The 17,253-nt window shown below is 59.3% G+C and carries 16 protein-coding genes; 13 read left to right on the forward strand and 3 right to left on the reverse strand.

Features of this window, described 5'->3' with window-relative positions; genetic code table 11:
• Positions 1-2: 2 nt before the first annotated feature.
• Together RHM68_RS02135 and rsgA are read right to left on the reverse strand one after the other, a co-directional pair.
• Positions 3-410 carry a TIR domain-containing protein gene (locus RHM68_RS02135; protein ID WP_322220311.1) on the reverse strand — a complete coding sequence of 136 codons (408 nt, stop codon included), beginning with the start codon at positions 408-410 and terminating at the stop codon, positions 3-5.
• Positions 411-623: 213 nt separating this feature from the next.
• Entirely contained in the window at positions 624-1,655 is a 1,032-nt protein-coding gene (gene rsgA / locus RHM68_RS02140; RefSeq protein ID WP_322220312.1) for a small ribosomal subunit biogenesis GTPase RsgA, read from the reverse strand.
• Between the two features lie 107 nt (positions 1,656-1,762).
• Between rsgA and orn the strand changes: the two genes are divergently transcribed.
• A complete protein-coding gene (gene orn / locus RHM68_RS02145) occupies positions 1,763-2,305 on the forward strand; it encodes an oligoribonuclease (RefSeq protein ID WP_322220313.1) in 543 nt (180 codons plus the stop codon).
• A gap of 177 nt (positions 2,306-2,482) precedes the next feature.
• Positions 2,483-3,094 (forward strand): trimeric intracellular cation channel family protein, encoded by a 612-nt coding sequence (locus RHM68_RS02150; protein WP_322220314.1) that lies wholly within the window; start codon positions 2,483-2,485, stop codon positions 3,092-3,094.
• Here RHM68_RS02150 and queG read toward each other — a convergent pair.
• Entirely contained in the window at positions 3,076-4,155 is a 1,080-nt protein-coding gene (gene queG, locus RHM68_RS02155) for a tRNA epoxyqueuosine(34) reductase QueG (protein WP_322220315.1), read from the reverse strand. The two genes, RHM68_RS02150 and queG, sit on opposite strands and share 19 nt — an antisense overlap.
• 63 nt (positions 4,156-4,218) lie before the next feature.
• Here queG and RHM68_RS02160 point away from each other — a divergent pair, with 63 nt between their 5' ends.
• The 11 genes from RHM68_RS02160 to RHM68_RS02210 all read left to right on the forward strand — a co-directional run bounded on the left by RHM68_RS02160 (position 4,219) and on the right by RHM68_RS02210 (position 17,149).
• Positions 4,219-5,718, forward strand: coding sequence for an NAD(P)H-hydrate dehydratase (locus RHM68_RS02160; RefSeq protein ID WP_322220316.1), 1,500 nt, complete (start codon positions 4,219-4,221; stop codon positions 5,716-5,718).
• Complete coding sequence (gene tsaE / locus RHM68_RS02165; protein ID WP_322220317.1) at positions 5,706-6,176, forward strand: tRNA (adenosine(37)-N6)-threonylcarbamoyltransferase complex ATPase subunit type 1 TsaE; 471 nt, start codon at positions 5,706-5,708, stop codon at positions 6,174-6,176. Before RHM68_RS02160 ends, tsaE begins: the two co-directional genes overlap by 13 nt.
• Positions 6,177-7,607: an N-acetylmuramoyl-L-alanine amidase gene (locus tag RHM68_RS02170; RefSeq protein WP_322220318.1), complete on the forward strand. Its 1,431-nt coding sequence runs from the start codon at positions 6,177-6,179 to the stop codon at positions 7,605-7,607. It abuts the gene before it with no gap.
• Positions 7,608-7,615: 8 nt separating this feature from the next.
• Positions 7,616-9,514: a DNA mismatch repair endonuclease MutL gene (mutL, locus tag RHM68_RS02175; RefSeq protein WP_322223656.1), complete on the forward strand. Its 1,899-nt coding sequence runs from the start codon at positions 7,616-7,618 to the stop codon at positions 9,512-9,514.
• Positions 9,514-10,485 carry a tRNA (adenosine(37)-N6)-dimethylallyltransferase MiaA gene (miaA, locus tag RHM68_RS02180; protein ID WP_322220319.1) on the forward strand — a complete coding sequence of 324 codons (972 nt, stop codon included), beginning with the start codon at positions 9,514-9,516 and terminating at the stop codon, positions 10,483-10,485. The genes mutL and miaA overlap by 1 nt, the downstream gene beginning before the upstream one ends.
• A gap of 94 nt (positions 10,486-10,579) precedes the next feature.
• Entirely contained in the window at positions 10,580-10,840 is a 261-nt protein-coding gene (hfq, locus tag RHM68_RS02185) for an RNA chaperone Hfq (RefSeq protein ID WP_007902656.1), read from the forward strand.
• Positions 10,841-10,852: 12 nt separating this feature from the next.
• The gene (hflX, locus tag RHM68_RS02190; RefSeq protein ID WP_322220320.1) at positions 10,853-12,154 is read left to right on the forward strand and encodes a ribosome rescue GTPase HflX; all 1,302 of its coding nucleotides are present in this window, start codon (positions 10,853-10,855) and stop codon (positions 12,152-12,154) included.
• A gap of 96 nt (positions 12,155-12,250) precedes the next feature.
• Complete coding sequence (hflK, locus tag RHM68_RS02195) at positions 12,251-13,429, forward strand: FtsH protease activity modulator HflK (protein WP_322220321.1); 1,179 nt, start codon at positions 12,251-12,253, stop codon at positions 13,427-13,429.
• The gene (hflC, locus tag RHM68_RS02200) at positions 13,429-14,298 is read left to right on the forward strand and encodes a protease modulator HflC (RefSeq protein WP_322220322.1); all 870 of its coding nucleotides are present in this window, start codon (positions 13,429-13,431) and stop codon (positions 14,296-14,298) included. The genes hflK and hflC overlap by 1 nt, the downstream gene beginning before the upstream one ends.
• A 316-nt stretch (positions 14,299-14,614) precedes the next feature.
• Entirely contained in the window at positions 14,615-15,802 is a 1,188-nt protein-coding gene (locus RHM68_RS02205) for an ATP phosphoribosyltransferase regulatory subunit (protein WP_322220323.1), read from the forward strand.
• 54 nt (positions 15,803-15,856) lie between these two features.
• Entirely contained in the window at positions 15,857-17,149 is a 1,293-nt protein-coding gene (locus RHM68_RS02210; RefSeq protein WP_322220324.1) for an adenylosuccinate synthase, read from the forward strand.
• Positions 17,150-17,253: the final 104 nt, after the last annotated feature.

Genomic DNA, 17,253 nt, shown 5'->3' on the forward strand with positions numbered 1-17,253 from the left:
GCTCATACCGCCGTGTGCAGGCGAATCGCGTTGACGATGCTGTTGGTGTTCCACGCACATTCGGCATGTGCGGCGTCACGTACCACCGTGGAGATTCGCTCGGCCCCGAACGGTTTGACCGCGATGATCACCTTGCCCATGCGCTTGGCGATCTCGATCTCCTTGTTGATCCACTTGCTGTATGTGGAATACATGCCGGCCATGATCAGTACCGCCGAGCACGGGCGGATTTTGTTTTCGATTGCCTCGACCAGTTGCTTGTCGGTCTTCGCGCCAATAATCGGGTTTTCGGGTGGCACCGAAAAATTCTTGAAGGTGAAGGTCGGGTGCGCGTTGAGCAGGCGCACGAGATTGTCATGCGTGTCGGAGTAGTTCCACGAATGGCTGATGAACAAATGATAGGTTTGCATGGGCGTCCCTCTGTATCGCCAAAAGGGCGAAGAGGGCTTGAATTTAGGCAGTTGAATGAAGGTGGCAAGGGCTTTGCGTTAAAACAGAAATGCCCTACAGGCACTTGTGAGCGGGCCCTACAGAGTGATCTGGCGTTTAAGTCGGCGAGGGTTTTGTAGGTCTAAAATAGCGACGCGCCGCCCCGTCGATGTCGGGGGGGCGCGCACGTCTGTTTAATAGCTGGTTTCCGGCAGGCTGGCGATGATCGAGCGGTAGCTGTTCATCCTTTGCTGTTGCACGCGACCCTCTTCAAGGCCTTTGAGCAAGGCGCAACCCGGTTCGCGGTCGTGCTTGCAGTCGCGGAAGCGGCAAGTGCCGATCAAGTCGTTGAACTCAATGAAGCCAGCTTCAACGTCGGCACGGCTGACGTGGCCCAGGCCGAATTCACGGATACCAGGGGAGTCGATGAGTTCGCCGCCGCCGGGGAAGTGGAACAACCGTGCGGTGGTGGTGGTGTGCGTACCTTGGCCGGAAAGCTCGGACAGCGGGCCGACGCGGGCTTCGACTTCGGGCAGCAGGCTGTTGACCAGCGATGACTTGCCGACGCCGGACTGGCCGACGAAAACGCTGATGCGCCCGTCCAGCTGTTCCTGCAATTGCTCCATGCCATTGCCGTGGTGCGCCGAGACTTCCAGTACCGGATAGCCCAAGGTGCGGTATACCGCCAGCAAGGCATTCAGCGCCGGGGCATTCTGCTCGTCGATCAAGTCGAATTTGTTGAGCAGCAACAGCGGCCGGATTCCGGCGTGCTCAGCGGCAACCAGGTAACGATCGATCAGGTTGGCGTGGGGCTCGGGCAGCGGGGCGAAGACGATGACGATCATGTCGACGTTGGCTGCTACCGGCTTGAGTTGGCCGCGGCTGTCCGGACGGCAGAGCTCGGTTTTTCGTGGCAGTTGCGCGACGATGACCCCTATGCCCTGGTTGCCGGCGCGCCATACCACCTGATCGCCTGTGACCAGCGCGGGGAGGTTGGCGCGCAAGTGGCAGCGGAATACCTGGCCTGCCAACTCGCCATCGAGCGCTTCGACTTCGACCTGCACACCGAAGTGCGCGATCACCAAGCCGGTCTGTTCCGCGCCCAGGTCGCCGCCTTCAAGTGCCTCGACAGCTGAGGACTCGCGTTTGGCGGCGCGGGCAGCGCGCTCGCCCTGAATTTTTTCGATGCGCCAGTTTTGACGACGATTGAGTTGGCGTTTGGCCATGGGTGTTCCGTATCAAGAATGCAGCGATTAGATAAAACGGTCGCGAGTTTAGCACGCCCCGCTGGTTGCCTAGGCTAAACTGCGCAGCATTGCCTAGGAGCCGCCGTATGCATAACCCGCAGAATCTGATCTGGATCGACCTGGAAATGACCGGTTTGAACCCGGATACCGACGTCATCATCGAGATGGCGACCATTGTCACTGACAGTAATCTGAACACCTTGGCCGAAGGGCCGGTGATTGCTATCCACCACAGCGACGAGATTCTCGCCGGCATGGACGAGTGGAACACCCGCCAACATGGCGGCTCGGGTCTGACCCAGAGGGTTCGCGACAGCCGGATCAGTATGGCCGAAGCCGAAGCCGAAACTATCGCCTTCCTGGAAAAATGGGTGCCGAAGGGCAAGTCGCCGATCTGTGGCAATAGCATCTGCCAGGACCGCCGCTTTCTTTACACCCACATGAAAGCGCTGGAAAGCTACTTTCACTACCGCAACCTCGACGTTTCGACCCTTAAAGAGCTGGCTGCGCGCTGGGCGCCGGACGTGCGTGACAGCTTCACAAAGGGCAGCACTCACCTGGCCCTGGACGATATCCGAGAATCCATCGCCGAGTTGCAGCACTACCGCAAGCACTTCATCAAGTTCTGATGTGGCGGCGTCCGCAATCACGCCTTCGCGGGCACGCCTCACGCCTACAGTTCTGGGCTGTACCGTAGAAGCGAGGTGCGCCGCGAAGCCGTCAGCCCGGCCGTACTGTGTGATTGCCCTCTTTTGGTGCCGCCACGAAATGGCTAGACTGCGCGCCTTCCTGCCAGGACTGCCGCCATGTTGCTGATGCTCTACCTGATCGCCATTACCGCCGAGGCCATGACCGGTGCCTTGTCTGCCGGCCGTCGTGGCATGGACTGGTTTGGCGTGGTGTTGATCGCCTGCGTCACGGCCCTGGGCGGCGGTTCGGTGCGCGATGTGTTGCTCGGCCACTACCCGCTGACGTGGGTCAAGCATCCGGAATACCTGGTGCTGACCTCGGTAGCGGCGATGTTCACGGTCTTCACTGCCCGGTGGATGCGTCACCTGCGTTCGCTGTTTCTGGTGCTCGACGCCGTTGGTCTGGTGGCATTCACCTTGATCGGTTGCATGACGGCCCTGGAAATGGGGCAGGGCATGCTGGTGGCGTCGGTCGCCGGTGTCATCACCGGGGTTTTTGGCGGCATCCTGCGCGATATCTTCTGCAACGATATACCGCTGATCTTCCGTCGTGAGCTCTATGCCAGCGTCTCGTTCGCCGCGGCATGGTGTTACATGCTCTGTATCTACCTGCAATTACCCGGTGAGCAGGCGATTCTGATCACGCTGTTTGGCGGCTTCCTCCTGCGTTTGCTGGCGATCCGTTTCCACTGGGAAATGCCCAAGTTCGTTTATAACGACGAGGCTTGACGCGCCGCGTGTTGCTTGAGCGCCCACTCCACATGCTCTCGCACCAGTTCTGACGGGTATTCGCGCCGTGCCTTCAACGCTTCCAGCACTGGAATGCTCGACGGCGCGTTGCCCAGGCCGACCGCCAGATTACGCAACCAGCGTTCATAGCCGGCTCGGCGCAATGGCGAACCTTCGGTGCTGCTGAGAAAACGCTCCTCGTCCCACATGAACAGTTCGGCCAGTTCAGCATTGTCCAGGTTGTGCCGTGGCTTGAAGTCGTTTTCAGCGGACGGCCGTGCGAAACGGTTCCATGGGCAGACGATCTGGCAGTCATCGCAGCCAAACACGCGATTGCCGATCAGTGGTCGCAGGTCTTCGGGGATGGCGCTTTTCAGTTCGATGGTCAGGTAGGAAATGCAGCGGCGCGCATCCAGCAAATACGGGCCGACGAAGGCGTTGGTAGGGCAGATGTCGAGGCACGCGGTGCAGCGCCCGCAGTGCTCGGTGGTGTGGGCCGGGTCCACCGGCAGCGGTAGGTCGACGAACAATTCGCTCAAGAAGAAGTAACTGCCGGCCTTGCGGTTCAAGACCAGGGTGTTTTTGCCGATCCAGCCGAGTCCGGCTTTTTCGGCGATGGCTTTTTCCAGTACCGGGGCGCTGTCGACGAAGGCGCGATAGCCGAATGGACCGATGACCGCCTGAATTTTGTCTGCCAGTTGCTGCACGCGTTTACGGATCAACTTGTGGTAATCGCGGCCCAAGGCATAACGCGAAACGTAGGCTTTTTCCGGCTGGGCCAGCAATTGTGCCATTTGCGTGTCACCGGGCAGGTAGTCCATGCGCAAGGAAACTACACGCAAGGTGCCGGGGACGAGTTCTTCCGGGTGCGAGCGTTTGCTGCCGTGGGCGCCCATATAGTCCATTTCGCCGTGGTAGCCGGCTTCGAGCCATCGCTCCAAGTGTTGCTCATGCTCACCGAGGTCCAGGCCGCTGATGCCGACTTGCTGAAAGCCCAGCTCACGGCCCCAGTCCTTGATGGATTGAGCGAGGGCGGGCAGGTCTGTAGTAATAGCGGGCATGAGACGAGAGAAACCGGAGCTGAGGTGCGTATAATTCTGCCAGACATCGGAGCCCGAAGACGCATGCCGCACACTAAAGATGATTTACCCGACGCACTGTACAGCGCTGCGCAAGTGCGTGGGCTCGATGCGAGCCTGATCGCGGCCGGCACGTCGGGCTTCGAGTTGATGCGGCGAGCGGCCCGGGCGACGTGGCGTGCGATCGTTCGACAGTGGCCGATGGCTAACGAATTGAGCGTCATGGCCGGCCACGGCAACAATGCCGGTGACGGTTATCTGGTGGCCGTATTGGCCCGTCGTGCCGGGTGGTCGGTGCGGGTGTTCAGCGTGGTCGATCCTCAACGCTTGCAAGGTGATGCGGCGTTGGCCCATGCCGAAGCCGTTTCTGAAAAAGTAATTATCCAAGCCTGGAGCGCAGATGCCGAATTTCGCGGCATTGTGTTGGACGCACTGCTGGGCACGGGTCTGAGCGGTGAGGTGCGTGAACCTTTCGTCATGGCCATCGGCGCCATCAATGCCAGCGGGTTGCCCGTGGTCGCGGTTGATATCCCTTCGGGGCTGTGTGCCGATACCGGTCACATCCTCGGCGCGGCGGTTCAGGCTGATCTGACCGTAACGTTCGTTGGTCTGAAACTGGGGCTGTTCACGGGTGACGCCGCGGATGTGGTGGGTAAGTTGGTTTTCAACGATTTGCACGCTGACCCTGCGTTGGTCGAGGCGGTCGCCTTGAGCGCGCTTCTTTTAACCCCCCGTAATCTGCCGCGATTGGCCTCTCGTGCGCCCTCCTCGCACAAAGGCACGTTAGGTCATGTGCTGCTGATCGGCGGAGACCGGGGCTTGGGCGGTGCGATCCTGCTCAGCGCGCAGAGTGCGCTGCGCTCGGGTGCGGGCATGGTGTCCCTGGCCACGCGTAGCGAACACGTGTCGGCGGCATTAACGCGTCTGCCTGAGGTGATGGTGCTGGGTACGTCGTCGGCCAATCAACTGATGGGTTTGCTTAAGAAAGCTACGGTGCTGGTGGTCGGGCCGGGACTTGGTCAGGCCGGTTGGGGGCGCAGTCTGTTGTCGGCGGCCGCTAACGCAGCGTTGCCGCAAGTCTGGGATGCCGATGCGTTGAACCTGTTGGCCAGCGAGCACGTGAGCTTGCCCAAGGACTGCGTGATCACTCCGCACCCTGGCGAAGCGGCACGATTGCTGGGGATATCGACGGCTGAGGTTCAGGCTGATCGTCCGGCCGCGGCTCATGCGCTGAGCAAAAAATACACCGCTGTCGTCGTGCTTAAAGGCGCCGGCAGTTTGATCGCCAGTCCCGACGGGCGTCTGGCGCTGTGTCACCAAGGCCATCCCGCCATGGCCACTGCCGGTTTGGGTGATGTGCTGGCGGGGCTGGTTGGCGCATTGCTGGCGCAAGGCATGAGCGCGTTCGCCGCCGCTTGTCTGGCCGTCTGGCTGCACGCCAATGCCGGTGAGCAACAAGGTAAGTTCGGCCGTGGTCTGGCGGCCAGTGATCTGATTCCGGCCATTCGTCAGTTGTTGGAGGAGCAAGCACCGTGTCTGAAGTAACCCTGTACCTGGCTGATGAAGAGGCGATGAGCGCATTCGGCGCACTCATTGCGCAAACCACCCAAGGGCATGGCCTGATCTTTCTTGAAGGTGATCTTGGCGCCGGCAAAACCACCTTGTCCCGAGGCATCATCCGCGGGTTGGGGCACGTGGGTGCGGTAAAAAGTCCGACCTTCACTTTGGTCGAGCCCTACGAAATTGGCGACATCCGCGCCTTCCATTTTGACCTCTACCGACTGGTCGATCCGGAAGAGCTGGAGTACCTCGGTATCCGCGACTACTTCGACGACGATGCCCTATGTTTGATTGAATGGCCCCAGAAGGGTGCAGGGTTTTTGCCAAAGCCCGACCTGACCATTACCATTAGCCCGCATGACAGCGGGCGTTCGCTGAAAATTTTGCCTCAAGGCTCGCGTGGCGAGTCTTGGTGTGCCGCTTTGGCATTGGAATTCAAATAAATGATGGGGTCAGGTATGCGCTTTCGCGCGATGGTAGCTGCCGTAGGATTGTTGTTTTTGGCGGTGACCGTCGACGCTGCGGCCGAAACGAAGGTCAACAGCGTTCGCCTGTGGCGGGCGCCGGATAACACGCGACTGGTGTTCGACCTTAGTGGCCCGGTGCAGCACAGTGTGTTTACCCTGACGGCTCCGGATCGGTTGGTCATCGACATCAATGGTGCGACCCTCGGTGCGCCGTTGAAGGTCAACACTGCCAACACGCCGATTACCGCCATGCGTTCGGCCCAGCGTACCCCGACCGATTTGCGGGTGGTCATCGACCTTAAAAAAGCCGTCACCCCGAAAAGCTTCATCCTGGCGCCGAACGCTCAGTACGGTAATCGCCTGGTGGTTGACCTGTTCGACAGCGCTGAAGCCGCTGCGCCCATTCCACCGCCGCCGACCAACGTCGCGACCGTGGCCCCGGTGCCGGTCACTCCAATTGATCCACCGGTGAAGTTGCCACCCGCCCCGGCTGGCAAGCGCGACATTATTGTGGTCATCGATGCCGGCCACGGCGGCGAAGACCCGGGTGCCTCTGGTTCGCGCGGCCAGCATGAGAAAGACGTGGTGCTGGCCATTGCTCGTGAGTTGCAGCGTCAGGTCAACGGCATGAAAGGCTTCCGTGCCGAACTGACCCGTACCGGCGACTACTTCATCCCGTTGCGTGGCCGTACCGAAATCGCCCGCAAGAAAGGCGCCGACCTGTTCGTCTCGATCCATGCTGACGCCGCGCCGTCCTCCGCAGCCTTTGGTGCGTCGGTGTTCGCCTTGTCTGATCGCGGTGCGACGTCGGAAACGGCCCGTTGGTTGGCTGACAGTGAAAACCGTTCCGACTTGATTGGTGGTGCCGGCAGCGTCAGCCTCGACGACAAGGACCGCATGCTAGCGGGCGTGCTACTTGACCTGTCGATGACCGCCTCCCTGACCTCCAGCCTGAACGTTGGTCAGAAAGTCTTGAGCAACATCAGCCGCGTCACACCGTTGCACAAACAACGCGTCGAACAGGCCGGGTTCATGGTGCTGAAATCGCCGGACATTCCATCGATCCTGGTTGAAACCGGGTTTATCTCCAACGCCAATGAGGCGGCCAAGTTGTCCGGGTCGAGCCACCAACAGGCCCTGGCTCGCTCGATCAGCGCCGGCGTTCGTCAATTCTTCCAGCAGAATCCGCCGCCGGGCACTTACATTGCCTGGCTGCGTGATTCCGGCAAAATCGCTCAAGGGCCGCGTGACCATCGCGTCAGTCCGGGCGAGACGCTGGCGATGATCGCCGTGCGTTATCAGGTGTCCCCGGCGACGCTGCGCAGCGCCAACAACCTGAAAACCGATGAGTTGAAAATCGGTCAGACCCTGACCATCCCAGGCACTGAACTGGCGGCCAAGGAATGAACCAAGTGCTGACGAACGCTGGCCGTATCGAGCTGCTCAGTCCGCGGTTGGCGAACCAGATTGCGGCGGGGGAAGTGGTCGAGCGTCCGGCTTCGGTGATCAAGGAACTCTTGGAAAACAGCCTCGACTCTGGCGCCAGGCGCATTGATGTCGATGTGGAGCAGGGCGGTGTCAAGCTGCTGCGGGTGCGCGACGATGGCAGCGGTATTTCTGCCGATGACCTGCCGCTGGCGCTGGCGCGGCACGCTACCAGCAAGATTCGTAACCTCGAAGACCTCGAGCAGGTGATGAGCCTGGGGTTTCGCGGTGAAGCTCTGGCTTCGATCAGCTCCGTGGCGCGATTGACCCTGACGTCTCGCACCAAGGACGCCGATCAGGCCTGGCAAGTCGAGACCGAAGGCCGGGACATGGCGCCGCGGGTACAACCAGCGGCTCACCCGGTGGGCACCTCGGTGGAAGTGCGCGACCTGTTCTTCAACACCCCAGCGCGGCGCAAGTTTCTTAAGACTGAAAAAACCGAATTCGATCACCTGCAGGAAGTGATCAAGCGCTTGGCGCTGGCCCGGTTCGATGTGGCATTTCACTTGCGTCACAACGGCAAAACCATCCTCAGTCTGCACGAAGCCCATGACGACGCGGCCCGTGCCCGGCGCGTGGCGGCGATCTGCGGTTCGGGTTTCCTGGAGCAGGCACTGCCCATCGAAATCGAGCGCAATGGTCTGCACTTGTGGGGTTGGGTCGGCTTGCCGACCTTTAACCGCAGCCAGGCGGACTTGCAGTATTTCTTTGTGAACGGCCGTGCAGTACGCGACAAACTGGTGGCCCACGCCGTGCGTCAGGCTTACCGCGACGTGCTGTTCAACGGTAGGCATCCGACGTTCGTGCTGTTTTTCGAAGTTGATCCAGCGGGGGTTGACGTCAACGTACACCCGACCAAACACGAAGTGCGTTTTCGTGATGGGCGCATGGTCCACGACTTCCTCTACGGCACTCTGCACCGTGCCTTGGGCGATGTGCGACCGGATGATCATCTGGCAGCGCCGGTGGCGACGGCTATTGTTCGGCCTACTGGCATTGATGCTGGAGAATTCGGTCCGCAGGGTGAAATGCGCCTGGCGGCCAATGCGTTGCTGGAGCAGCCGCAAGGGCAGCCGACGTTCAATACGGCGGCGGGGTCAGGCGCTGGCGCCGGTTTTCAGTATCAGTACACGGCACGGCCTCAGTCCGGCGTGCCGGTTGCTGAAGCCCAGGCCGCCTATCGCGAGTTTTTCGCACCGTTGCCTGAAGCCAATGCGGTAGCCCTGCCCGACGGGCAGGACGACATTCCACCATTGGGATACGCGCTGGCCCAACTTAAAGGCATCTACATTCTTTCGGAAAACGCCCAAGGCCTGGTGCTCGTTGACATGCACGCCGCTCACGAGCGGATCATGTACGAGCGCTTGAAGATTGCGATGGCCAGCGAAGGCCTGAGCGGTCAGCCGCTGCTGGTGCCGGAGTCCCTGGCTGTCAGCCAGCGCGAGGCCGATTGCGCGGAAGAACATATCGCGTGGTTCCAGCGTCTCGGCTTTGAATTACAGCGCCTTGGCCCCGAAACCCTGGCCATCCGGCAGATCCCGGCACTGCTCAAACAGGCTGAAGCCAACCGCTTGGTCAGTGACGTTTTGGCGGACCTGATGGAGTACGGCACCAGCGACCGTATTCAGGCGCACCTCAATGAACTGCTCGGCACCATGGCCTGTCACGGTGCGATCCGCGCTAATCGGCGTTTGGCTTTGCCAGAAATGAACGGCCTGCTGCGGGACATGGAAAACACCGAGCGCAGCGGTCAATGCAACCATGGCCGACCGACCTGGACCCAACTGGGGCTGGACGATCTGGACAAACTATTCTTGCGCGGTCGTTGATGAGTCAGCTCCCTCCAGCGATTTTCCTGATGGGCCCGACCGCTGCGGGCAAGACTGATCTGGCCATCGAACTCACTAAAGTGCTGCCCTGCGAGTTGATTAGTGTCGATTCGGCATTGGTTTACCGTGGCATGGACATCGGCACCGCCAAGCCTTCCAAAGATATCCTTGCCGAATTTCCGCACCGTTTGATCGATATTCTTGATCCGGCCGAGAGCTATTCCGCCGCGGATTTCCGTCGTGATGCCCTTCAGGCCATGGCCGAGATCACCGCGCGGGGCAAAATCCCATTGCTTGTAGGCGGCACAATGCTCTACTACAAGGCTTTGGTCGAAGGTCTGGCGCAAATGCCGGCGGCTGACCCGCAGGTTCGTGCGCAAATCGAAGAAGAGGCCGCACGCCTTGGTTGGCAAGCGCTGCACGACCAATTGGCGCTGATTGACCCGGTTTCCGCGGCGCGAATTCACCCGAACGACCCGCAGCGTCTGAGTCGAGCGCTGGAAGTTTATCGCCTGAGCGGTCAGAGCATGACCGAGCTGCGCGAAAGACAATCTGCGCAAACTACTGAAGCAGCAGCTTCGGGACTGCAACAATTGCCCTATACTGTCGCGAACTTGGCTATCGCTCCGGCAAATCGCCAGGTGCTGCACACCCGTATTAAACAAAGATTCACAAATATGTTGGAACAGGGGTTCATCGACGAGGTCGTAGCCCTGCGTACAAGAAGTGACCTGCATTCGGGGTTGCCGTCTATACGCGCTGTAGGGTACCGACAAGTCTGGGACTACCTGGATGGCAAGCTGTCGCAAGCCGAGATGCAGGAGCGGGGAATCATCGCCACGCGCCAATTGGCAAAGCGCCAGTTCACCTGGCTACGCAGTTGGGCTGATTTACATTGGTTGGACAGCCTCGATTGCGACAATCTGCCGCGCGCCTTGAAATACCTTGGGACGATCTCCATATTGAGCTGAGTCCTTGCAATTGCCGTCTATCCTTGGGGGTGCGACGGCCACAAGCCATCTGTTTACCTATTTTTTATATTGAATCCTTAAAGGAGTGCGGCACATGTCAAAAGGGCATTCGCTACAAGACCCTTACTTGAATACTTTACGTAAAGAGAAAGTTGGGGTTTCCATCTATCTGGTCAACGGTATCAAACTGCAAGGCACGATCGAGTCTTTCGACCAGTTCGTTATCTTGTTGAAAAACACCGTAAGCCAGATGGTTTACAAACACGCTATCTCTACAGTAGTGCCGGTTCGTCCAATTCGTCTGCCTAGCGCAACCGAATCCGAAGCAGGTGATGCTGAGCCAGGTAACGCCTGATAGGAGTCTCCTTTGTTCTTTGAGCGCCACAGTGGTGGTGATCGAGCAGTTCTCGTTCACTTGGATGGTCAGGACCCTGAGGCGCGCGAAGATCCGCAGGAGTTTCAGGAATTGGCAATTTCGGCTGGTGCCGAGACCGTCGCGTTTGTCAACGTGCCGCGTCATCGGCCAACCGCCAAATACCTGATTGGCAGCGGCAAGGTCGAAGAATTACGCGACCTGGTCAAAGCCGAACAGGTAGATCTGGTGATTTTTAATCACATCCTCACGCCCAGTCAGGAACGTAACCTCGAACGTGTTTTCGAGTGTCGCGTAATCGACCGCACGGGCCTGATTCTCGATATTTTTGCCCAGCGTGCCCGCACCCATGAAGGCAAGCTTCAGGTCGAACTGGCCCAGCTTGAGCACATGAGTACGCGGCTGGTTCGCGGCTGGACTCACCTTGAGCGGCAGAAGGGCGGTATCGGTCTGCGCGGCCCGGGTGAAACCCAATTGGAAACCGACCGGCGTCTGCTGCGGGTTCGCCTGCGACAGATCAAGGGGCGCTTGGAAAAGGTCCGTAGCCAGCGCGAGCAATCTCGACGCGGACGCAAGCGGGCTGATATTCCGACAGTGTCACTGGTGGGCTATACCAACGCCGGCAAATCGACATTGTTTAATGCGGTGACCGACTCCGATGTGTTCGCCGCTGACCAACTGTTCGCGACCCTTGACCCCACGTTGCGCCGACTCGAACTCGACGACCTGGGGCCTATCGTCCTGGCCGATACGGTAGGCTTCATTCGTCACCTGCCGCACAAGCTGGTCGAGGCATTTCGGGCTACGCTCGAAGAGTCGAGCAACTCCGACCTGCTGTTGCATGTGATTGATGCGCATGAGCCCGAGCGCATGGCCCAGATAGAACAGGTCATGGTGGTGCTCGGGGAGATTGGTGCGCAGGACTTGCCGATCCTTGAGGTATACAACAAACTCGATTTGCTCGAAGGTGTCGAGCCGCAGATTCAACGCGATGCCGATGGCAAACCGCTGCGGGTCTGGTTGTCGGCCAAGGAAGGTACTGGGCTTGACCTGCTCAAGCAGGCCGTGGCCGAGTTGCTCGGTGATGATTTGTTTGTAGGCACCTTGCGCTTACCGCAACGTTTTGCTCGACTGCGTGCGCAGTTTTTCGAACTCGGTGCGGTGCAGAAAGAAGAACACGACGAAGAAGGTATCTGTCTGCTGGCCGTTCGCTTACCACGGATCGAGTTGAATCGACTCTTGAGCCGCGAAGGTCTGCAATCAACGGACTTCATCGAGCAACACACTTTGCAATAAAAGCCTGAGAAAGCGGTTGTGCCGTGGTGACAGGCATTCTGTAGCATTGGTCGGCGCGCCGTGGGTGCGTCTTTGCTTTATCAGATGGAGAGCGCTATGGCTTGGAATGAGCCGGGTGGCAACTCGAATAATCAGGATCCTTGGGGTGGCAAACGCCGCAATAACGGCGACCGCAAGGGACCACCGGATCTCGACGAGGCCTTCCGAAAGCTGCAGGAAAGCCTGAACGGGTTGTTCGGTGGTGGTAAAAAACGCGGCGACGATGGCGGCGGTTCGGGCAAGAGTGGCGGCTTCGGCGGCCTGCTCGGTATCGGCCTGGTCGTGTTGGCGGCCATCTGGCTGTACAGCGCGGTGTACGTTGTCGACGAGCAGGAGCAAGCCGTGGTGCTGCGCTTTGGCAAGTACTACGAAACCGTTGGCCCGGGCCTGAATATCTACTTCCCGCCAATCGATAAAAAGTACATGGAAAACGTGACGCGTGAGCGTGCGTACACCAAGCAAGGCCAGATGCTGACTGAAGACGAGAACATCGTCGAAGTGCCGCTGACCGTGCAGTACAAAATCACCAACCTGCAAGACTTCGTGCTGAACGTTGATCAGCCTGAAATCAGTCTGCAGCAAGCTACCGACAGTGCCTTGCGCCACGTGGTGGGCTCCACCGCCATGGACCAGGTGCTGACCGAAGGTCGTGAGTTGATGGCCAGCGAGATCAAGGAGCGTCTACAACGTTTCCTCGATACCTATCGCACCGGTATCACCGTTACTCAGGTCAACGTTCAGAACGCAGCGGCACCGCGTGAAGTTCAGGAAGCGTTCGATGACGTGATTCGTGCCCGTGAAGACGAGCAGCGTTCGCGTAACCAGGCTGAAACCTACGCCAACGGCGTTGTGCCGGAAGCCCGTGGTCAAGCCCAGCGTATCATCGAGGATGCCAACGGTTACCGCGATGAGACGGTCTCCCGTGCCAAGGGTGAGGGTGATCGCTTTACCAAACTGGTCGCCGAGTACCGCAAGGCTCCAGAGGTGACGCGTGAGCGGCTGTACCTGGACACCATGCAGGAAGTCTTCACCAACACCAGCAAGGTGCTTGTGACCGGCAACAAGAATGGCCAGAGTAATCTGCTGTACTTGCCGTTGGACAAGATGATCGACAGTGGCCGCACCACCAGTGCTGGCAATCCGGCGTCTGGCGCGGCAGCCAGCAGCAATGAAGCGAATGCGCGTGCAGCCGCTGATCTGCAGCAACAGCAAGCACGTACCAGGGAGAGTCGCTGATGAGCAATAAATCGCTGATCGCCCTTATTGTCGGCGTCGTCGTGGCGATCGCTGCCTGGAACTGCTTCTACATCGTGGCTCAGACCGAGCGAGCGGTGTTGCTGCAGTTTGGTCGCGTGGTTCAGGCTGACGTTCAGCCGGGTCTGCATGTGAAAGTGCCTTACGTTAACCAGGTGCGCAAATTCGACGGTCGTCTGATGACGCTGGATGCACCGACACAGCGCTTCCTGACGCTTGAAAAGAAAGCGGTCATGGTTGATGCCTTCGCCAAGTGGCGCGTCAAGGATGCCGAGCGCTTCTACACGGCGACTTCTGGCCTCAAGCAGATTGCTGACGAACGCCTTGCGCGTCGTCTGGAATCGGGCCTGCGCGACCAGTTTGGTAAGCGCACCCTGCATGAAGTGGTCTCCGGTGAGCGTGACGCGTTGATGGCGGACATCACCGCTTCGCTGAGCGCGATGGCTGAGAAAGAGCTGGGCATCGAGGTTGTCGATGTTCGGGTCAAGGCCATCGACTTGCCGAAAGAAGTTAACCGCAGCGTGTTCGAGCGTATGAGTACCGAGCGTGAGCGTGAGGCTCGTGACCACCGCGCCAAGGGTAACGAACTGGCTGAAGGCATTCGTGCCGACGCCGATCGCCAGCGTCGCGTGTTACTGGCCGAAGCCTATCGTGAATCGGAAGAGGTTCGCGGTGATGGTGATGCCCAGGCCTCTGCGATCTACTCCAAGGCCTATGGTCAGGATCAGGAGTTCTACGCGTTCTACCGTAGCCTGCGCGCCTACCGTGAAAGCTTCGCGAACAAAACCGACGTCATGGTCCTGGACCCAAGCAGCGATTTCTTCCGTTACCTGGAAAAATCCAAGCCTTGATGCAACGTTGACCTGAATCATCCCCGCTTGGCGGCTAAAAACCGCGGCGGGGTGATCCTTTAGGAAAACGTGTGTATGATGCGGCAGCCGGGAAATTCCCGGCTTTTTTGCGTCTGCACGTTTGATTGCTGCTTTGTTGCAAGACATCGTGTTGAATGGCTCGACAGATTTTTCGAGGAAAGTGCTTGGCGAAGCCGATTTAAGGCTTTTCGCCCCTTCGTTCATGCGCGTGGTTTATGCGCATGAACCATGCATTTTCTGCTTCACTCAAGGCTCGCCCAAAGGCTGGCCGCCCGGATCATAGGGGAATGGCGTAATGGCAACGGTAGACCGCTGGCTGCTGCCAGATGGCATCGAAGAAGTACTGCCACCGGAGGCAGCGCGCATTGAAGTCGCGCGTCGCCAGGTGTTGGACCTGTTCCAGAGCTGGGGTTACGAGTTTGTCGTGACTCCCCATATCGAGTACCTGGAATCTCTGCTGACCGGCGCAGGCCAGGACCTGGATCTGCGTACCTTCAAGGTCATCGACCCGCAATCGGGCCGGCAGATGGGTTTTCGTGCTGACATCACGCCGCAAGTGGCGCGCATCGATGCGCATACTCTGCGTCGCGAAGGCCCGAGCCGTTTGTGCTACGCCGGCAGCGTGCTGCATGCTCAGCCACGCGCCTTGTCGTCCTCGCGCAGCCCGATCCAGTTGGGCGCCGAGTTGTACGGCGATGCCAGCCCGAGTAGCGACGTTGAAGTCATCAGCCTGATGCTGGCCATGTTGCAACTGGCTGATGTTCCGGACGTCCACATGGACCTCGGCCATGTCGGGATCTATCGTGGCCTGGCGCGCGCCGCCGGTTTGTCTGGCGAAGTCGAACAGCAGTTGTTCGATGCGTTGCAACGCAAAGCCATCGACGAGGTCATTAGCTTGACCGAAGGGCTGCCAGCCGATTTGTCGAGCATGCTGCGGGCGCTTGTTGATCTGTGTGGCGGTCCTGAAGTATTGAGCGCCGCACGCGTGCGTCTGGCCAATGCGCCGGCGCCGGTATTGGCTGCATTGGAAGACTTGTTGGCGATTGCTGATCGTCTGTCGACGCGTTTCCCGCAGTTGCCTCTGTATTTCGACCTGGGCGAGTTGCGCGGTTACCACTACCACACCGGTGTGGTGTTCGCGGTGTTTGTGCCAGGTGTGGGGCAGTCCATTGCCCAGGGCGGTCGTTACGACGACATTGGCGCCGACTTCGGTCGAGCCCGTCCGGCAACAGGCTTCTCTACCGATTTAAAAACCCTGGTGACCCTGGGGCGTGCTGAAATCGAGCTACCGTCTGGCGGTATCTGGATGCCTGACAGTACGGATACGGCACTCTGGCAGCAGGTTTGTCAGTTGCGCAGTGAGGGTCAGCGTGTCGTTCAGGCATTGCCTGGGCAACCTTTGGCCGCCGCCCGTGAAGCGGACTGCGACCGGCAATTGATTCAGCAGAACGGGCTGTGGCAAGTATTGCCGCTGGCTTCTTGAGTTTCCCTGCCGGCCGCCGCCGGCACCAAGTTTGCGCGAATGAGGACAAGTGTTATGGGTAAGAATGTCGTAGTCCTGGGCACCCAGTGGGGTGATGAGGGCAAAGGCAAGATCGTTGATCTGCTGACCGAACATGCTGCCGCCGTAGTGCGCTACCAAGGTGGCCACAACGCAGGTCACACCTTGGTGATCGATGGCGAAAAAACCGTCTTGCACCTGATCCCGTCGGGCGTGCTGCGCGATGGCGTGCAGTGCCTGATCGGCAATGGTGTGGTGGTTGCACCGGACGCTCTGCTGCGCGAGATCATCAAGCTGGAAGAAAAAGGTGTACCGGTGCGCGAGCGCCTGCGCATCAGTCCTTCCTGCCCGCTGATCCTGTCCTATCACGTAGCGCTGGACCAGGCGCGTGAAAAGGCCCGTGGCGAGCTGAAGATCGGCACCACCGGTCGCGGCATCGGCCCGGCTTACGAAGACAAGGTTGCTCGTCGCGGTCTGCGCATCGGTGACCTGTTCCACCGTGAGCGTTTCGCCGCCAAGCTGGGCGAGTTGCTGGATTACCACAACTTCGTGCTGGTCAATTACTACAAAGAGCCGGCGATCGACTTCCAGAAAACACTCGACGAGTGCATGGAATATGCCGAACTGCTGAAGCCGATGATGCTCGATGTCACCGCTGAGCTGCACGAGCTGCGTCGTGCGGGCAAAGACATCATGTTCGAAGGCGCCCAAGGCTCCCTGCTGGACATCGATCACGGTACTTATCCATACGTCACCAGTTCCAACACCACTGCTGGTGGTATCGCCACCGGTTCCGGTTTTGGTCCGATGTACCTGGATTACATCCTCGGCATCACCAAGGCTTACACCACGCGTGTCGGTTCGGGTCCATTCCCGACTGAGCTGTTCGACGACGTGGGTGCTTTCCTGGCCAAGCGTGGCCATGAGTTCGGTGCTACCACTGGCCGTGCCCGTCGTTGTGGCTGGTTCGATGCGGTCATTCTGCGTCGCGCCATCGACGTCAACAGTATTTCGGGCCTGTGCCTGACTAAGCTGGACGTGCTGGACGGTCTGGAAACCATCAACATCTGTGTTGGCTACAAGAATCAGGACGGTGCAGTGATTGATGCGCCGACTGACGCCGACAGCTACATCGGCCTGGAGCCAGTGTACGAAGAGATGCCAGGCTGGACCGAGTCCACCGTAGGTGCCAAGACGCTGGAAGAACTGCCTCAGGCTGCACGCAACTACATCAAACGCGTCGAAGAGTTGGTAGGCGCGCCGATCGACATTATTTCGACGGGCCCGGACCGCAACGAGACCATCGTTCTGCGTCATCCGTTCGCTTAATAAGTTGTTGATGTAAAACACAAAGGCCCCTTAATTGGGGCCTTTGTCGTTTAGGCTTGTTGAGCGGCACGACCCTTGCTGCGATCTTGTTAAAAGCGTCGCTT

Origin of the sequence: Pseudomonas sp. DC1.2 (assembly GCF_034351645.1) — a bacterium.
GTDB lineage: Bacteria > Pseudomonadota > Gammaproteobacteria > Pseudomonadales > Pseudomonadaceae > Aquipseudomonas.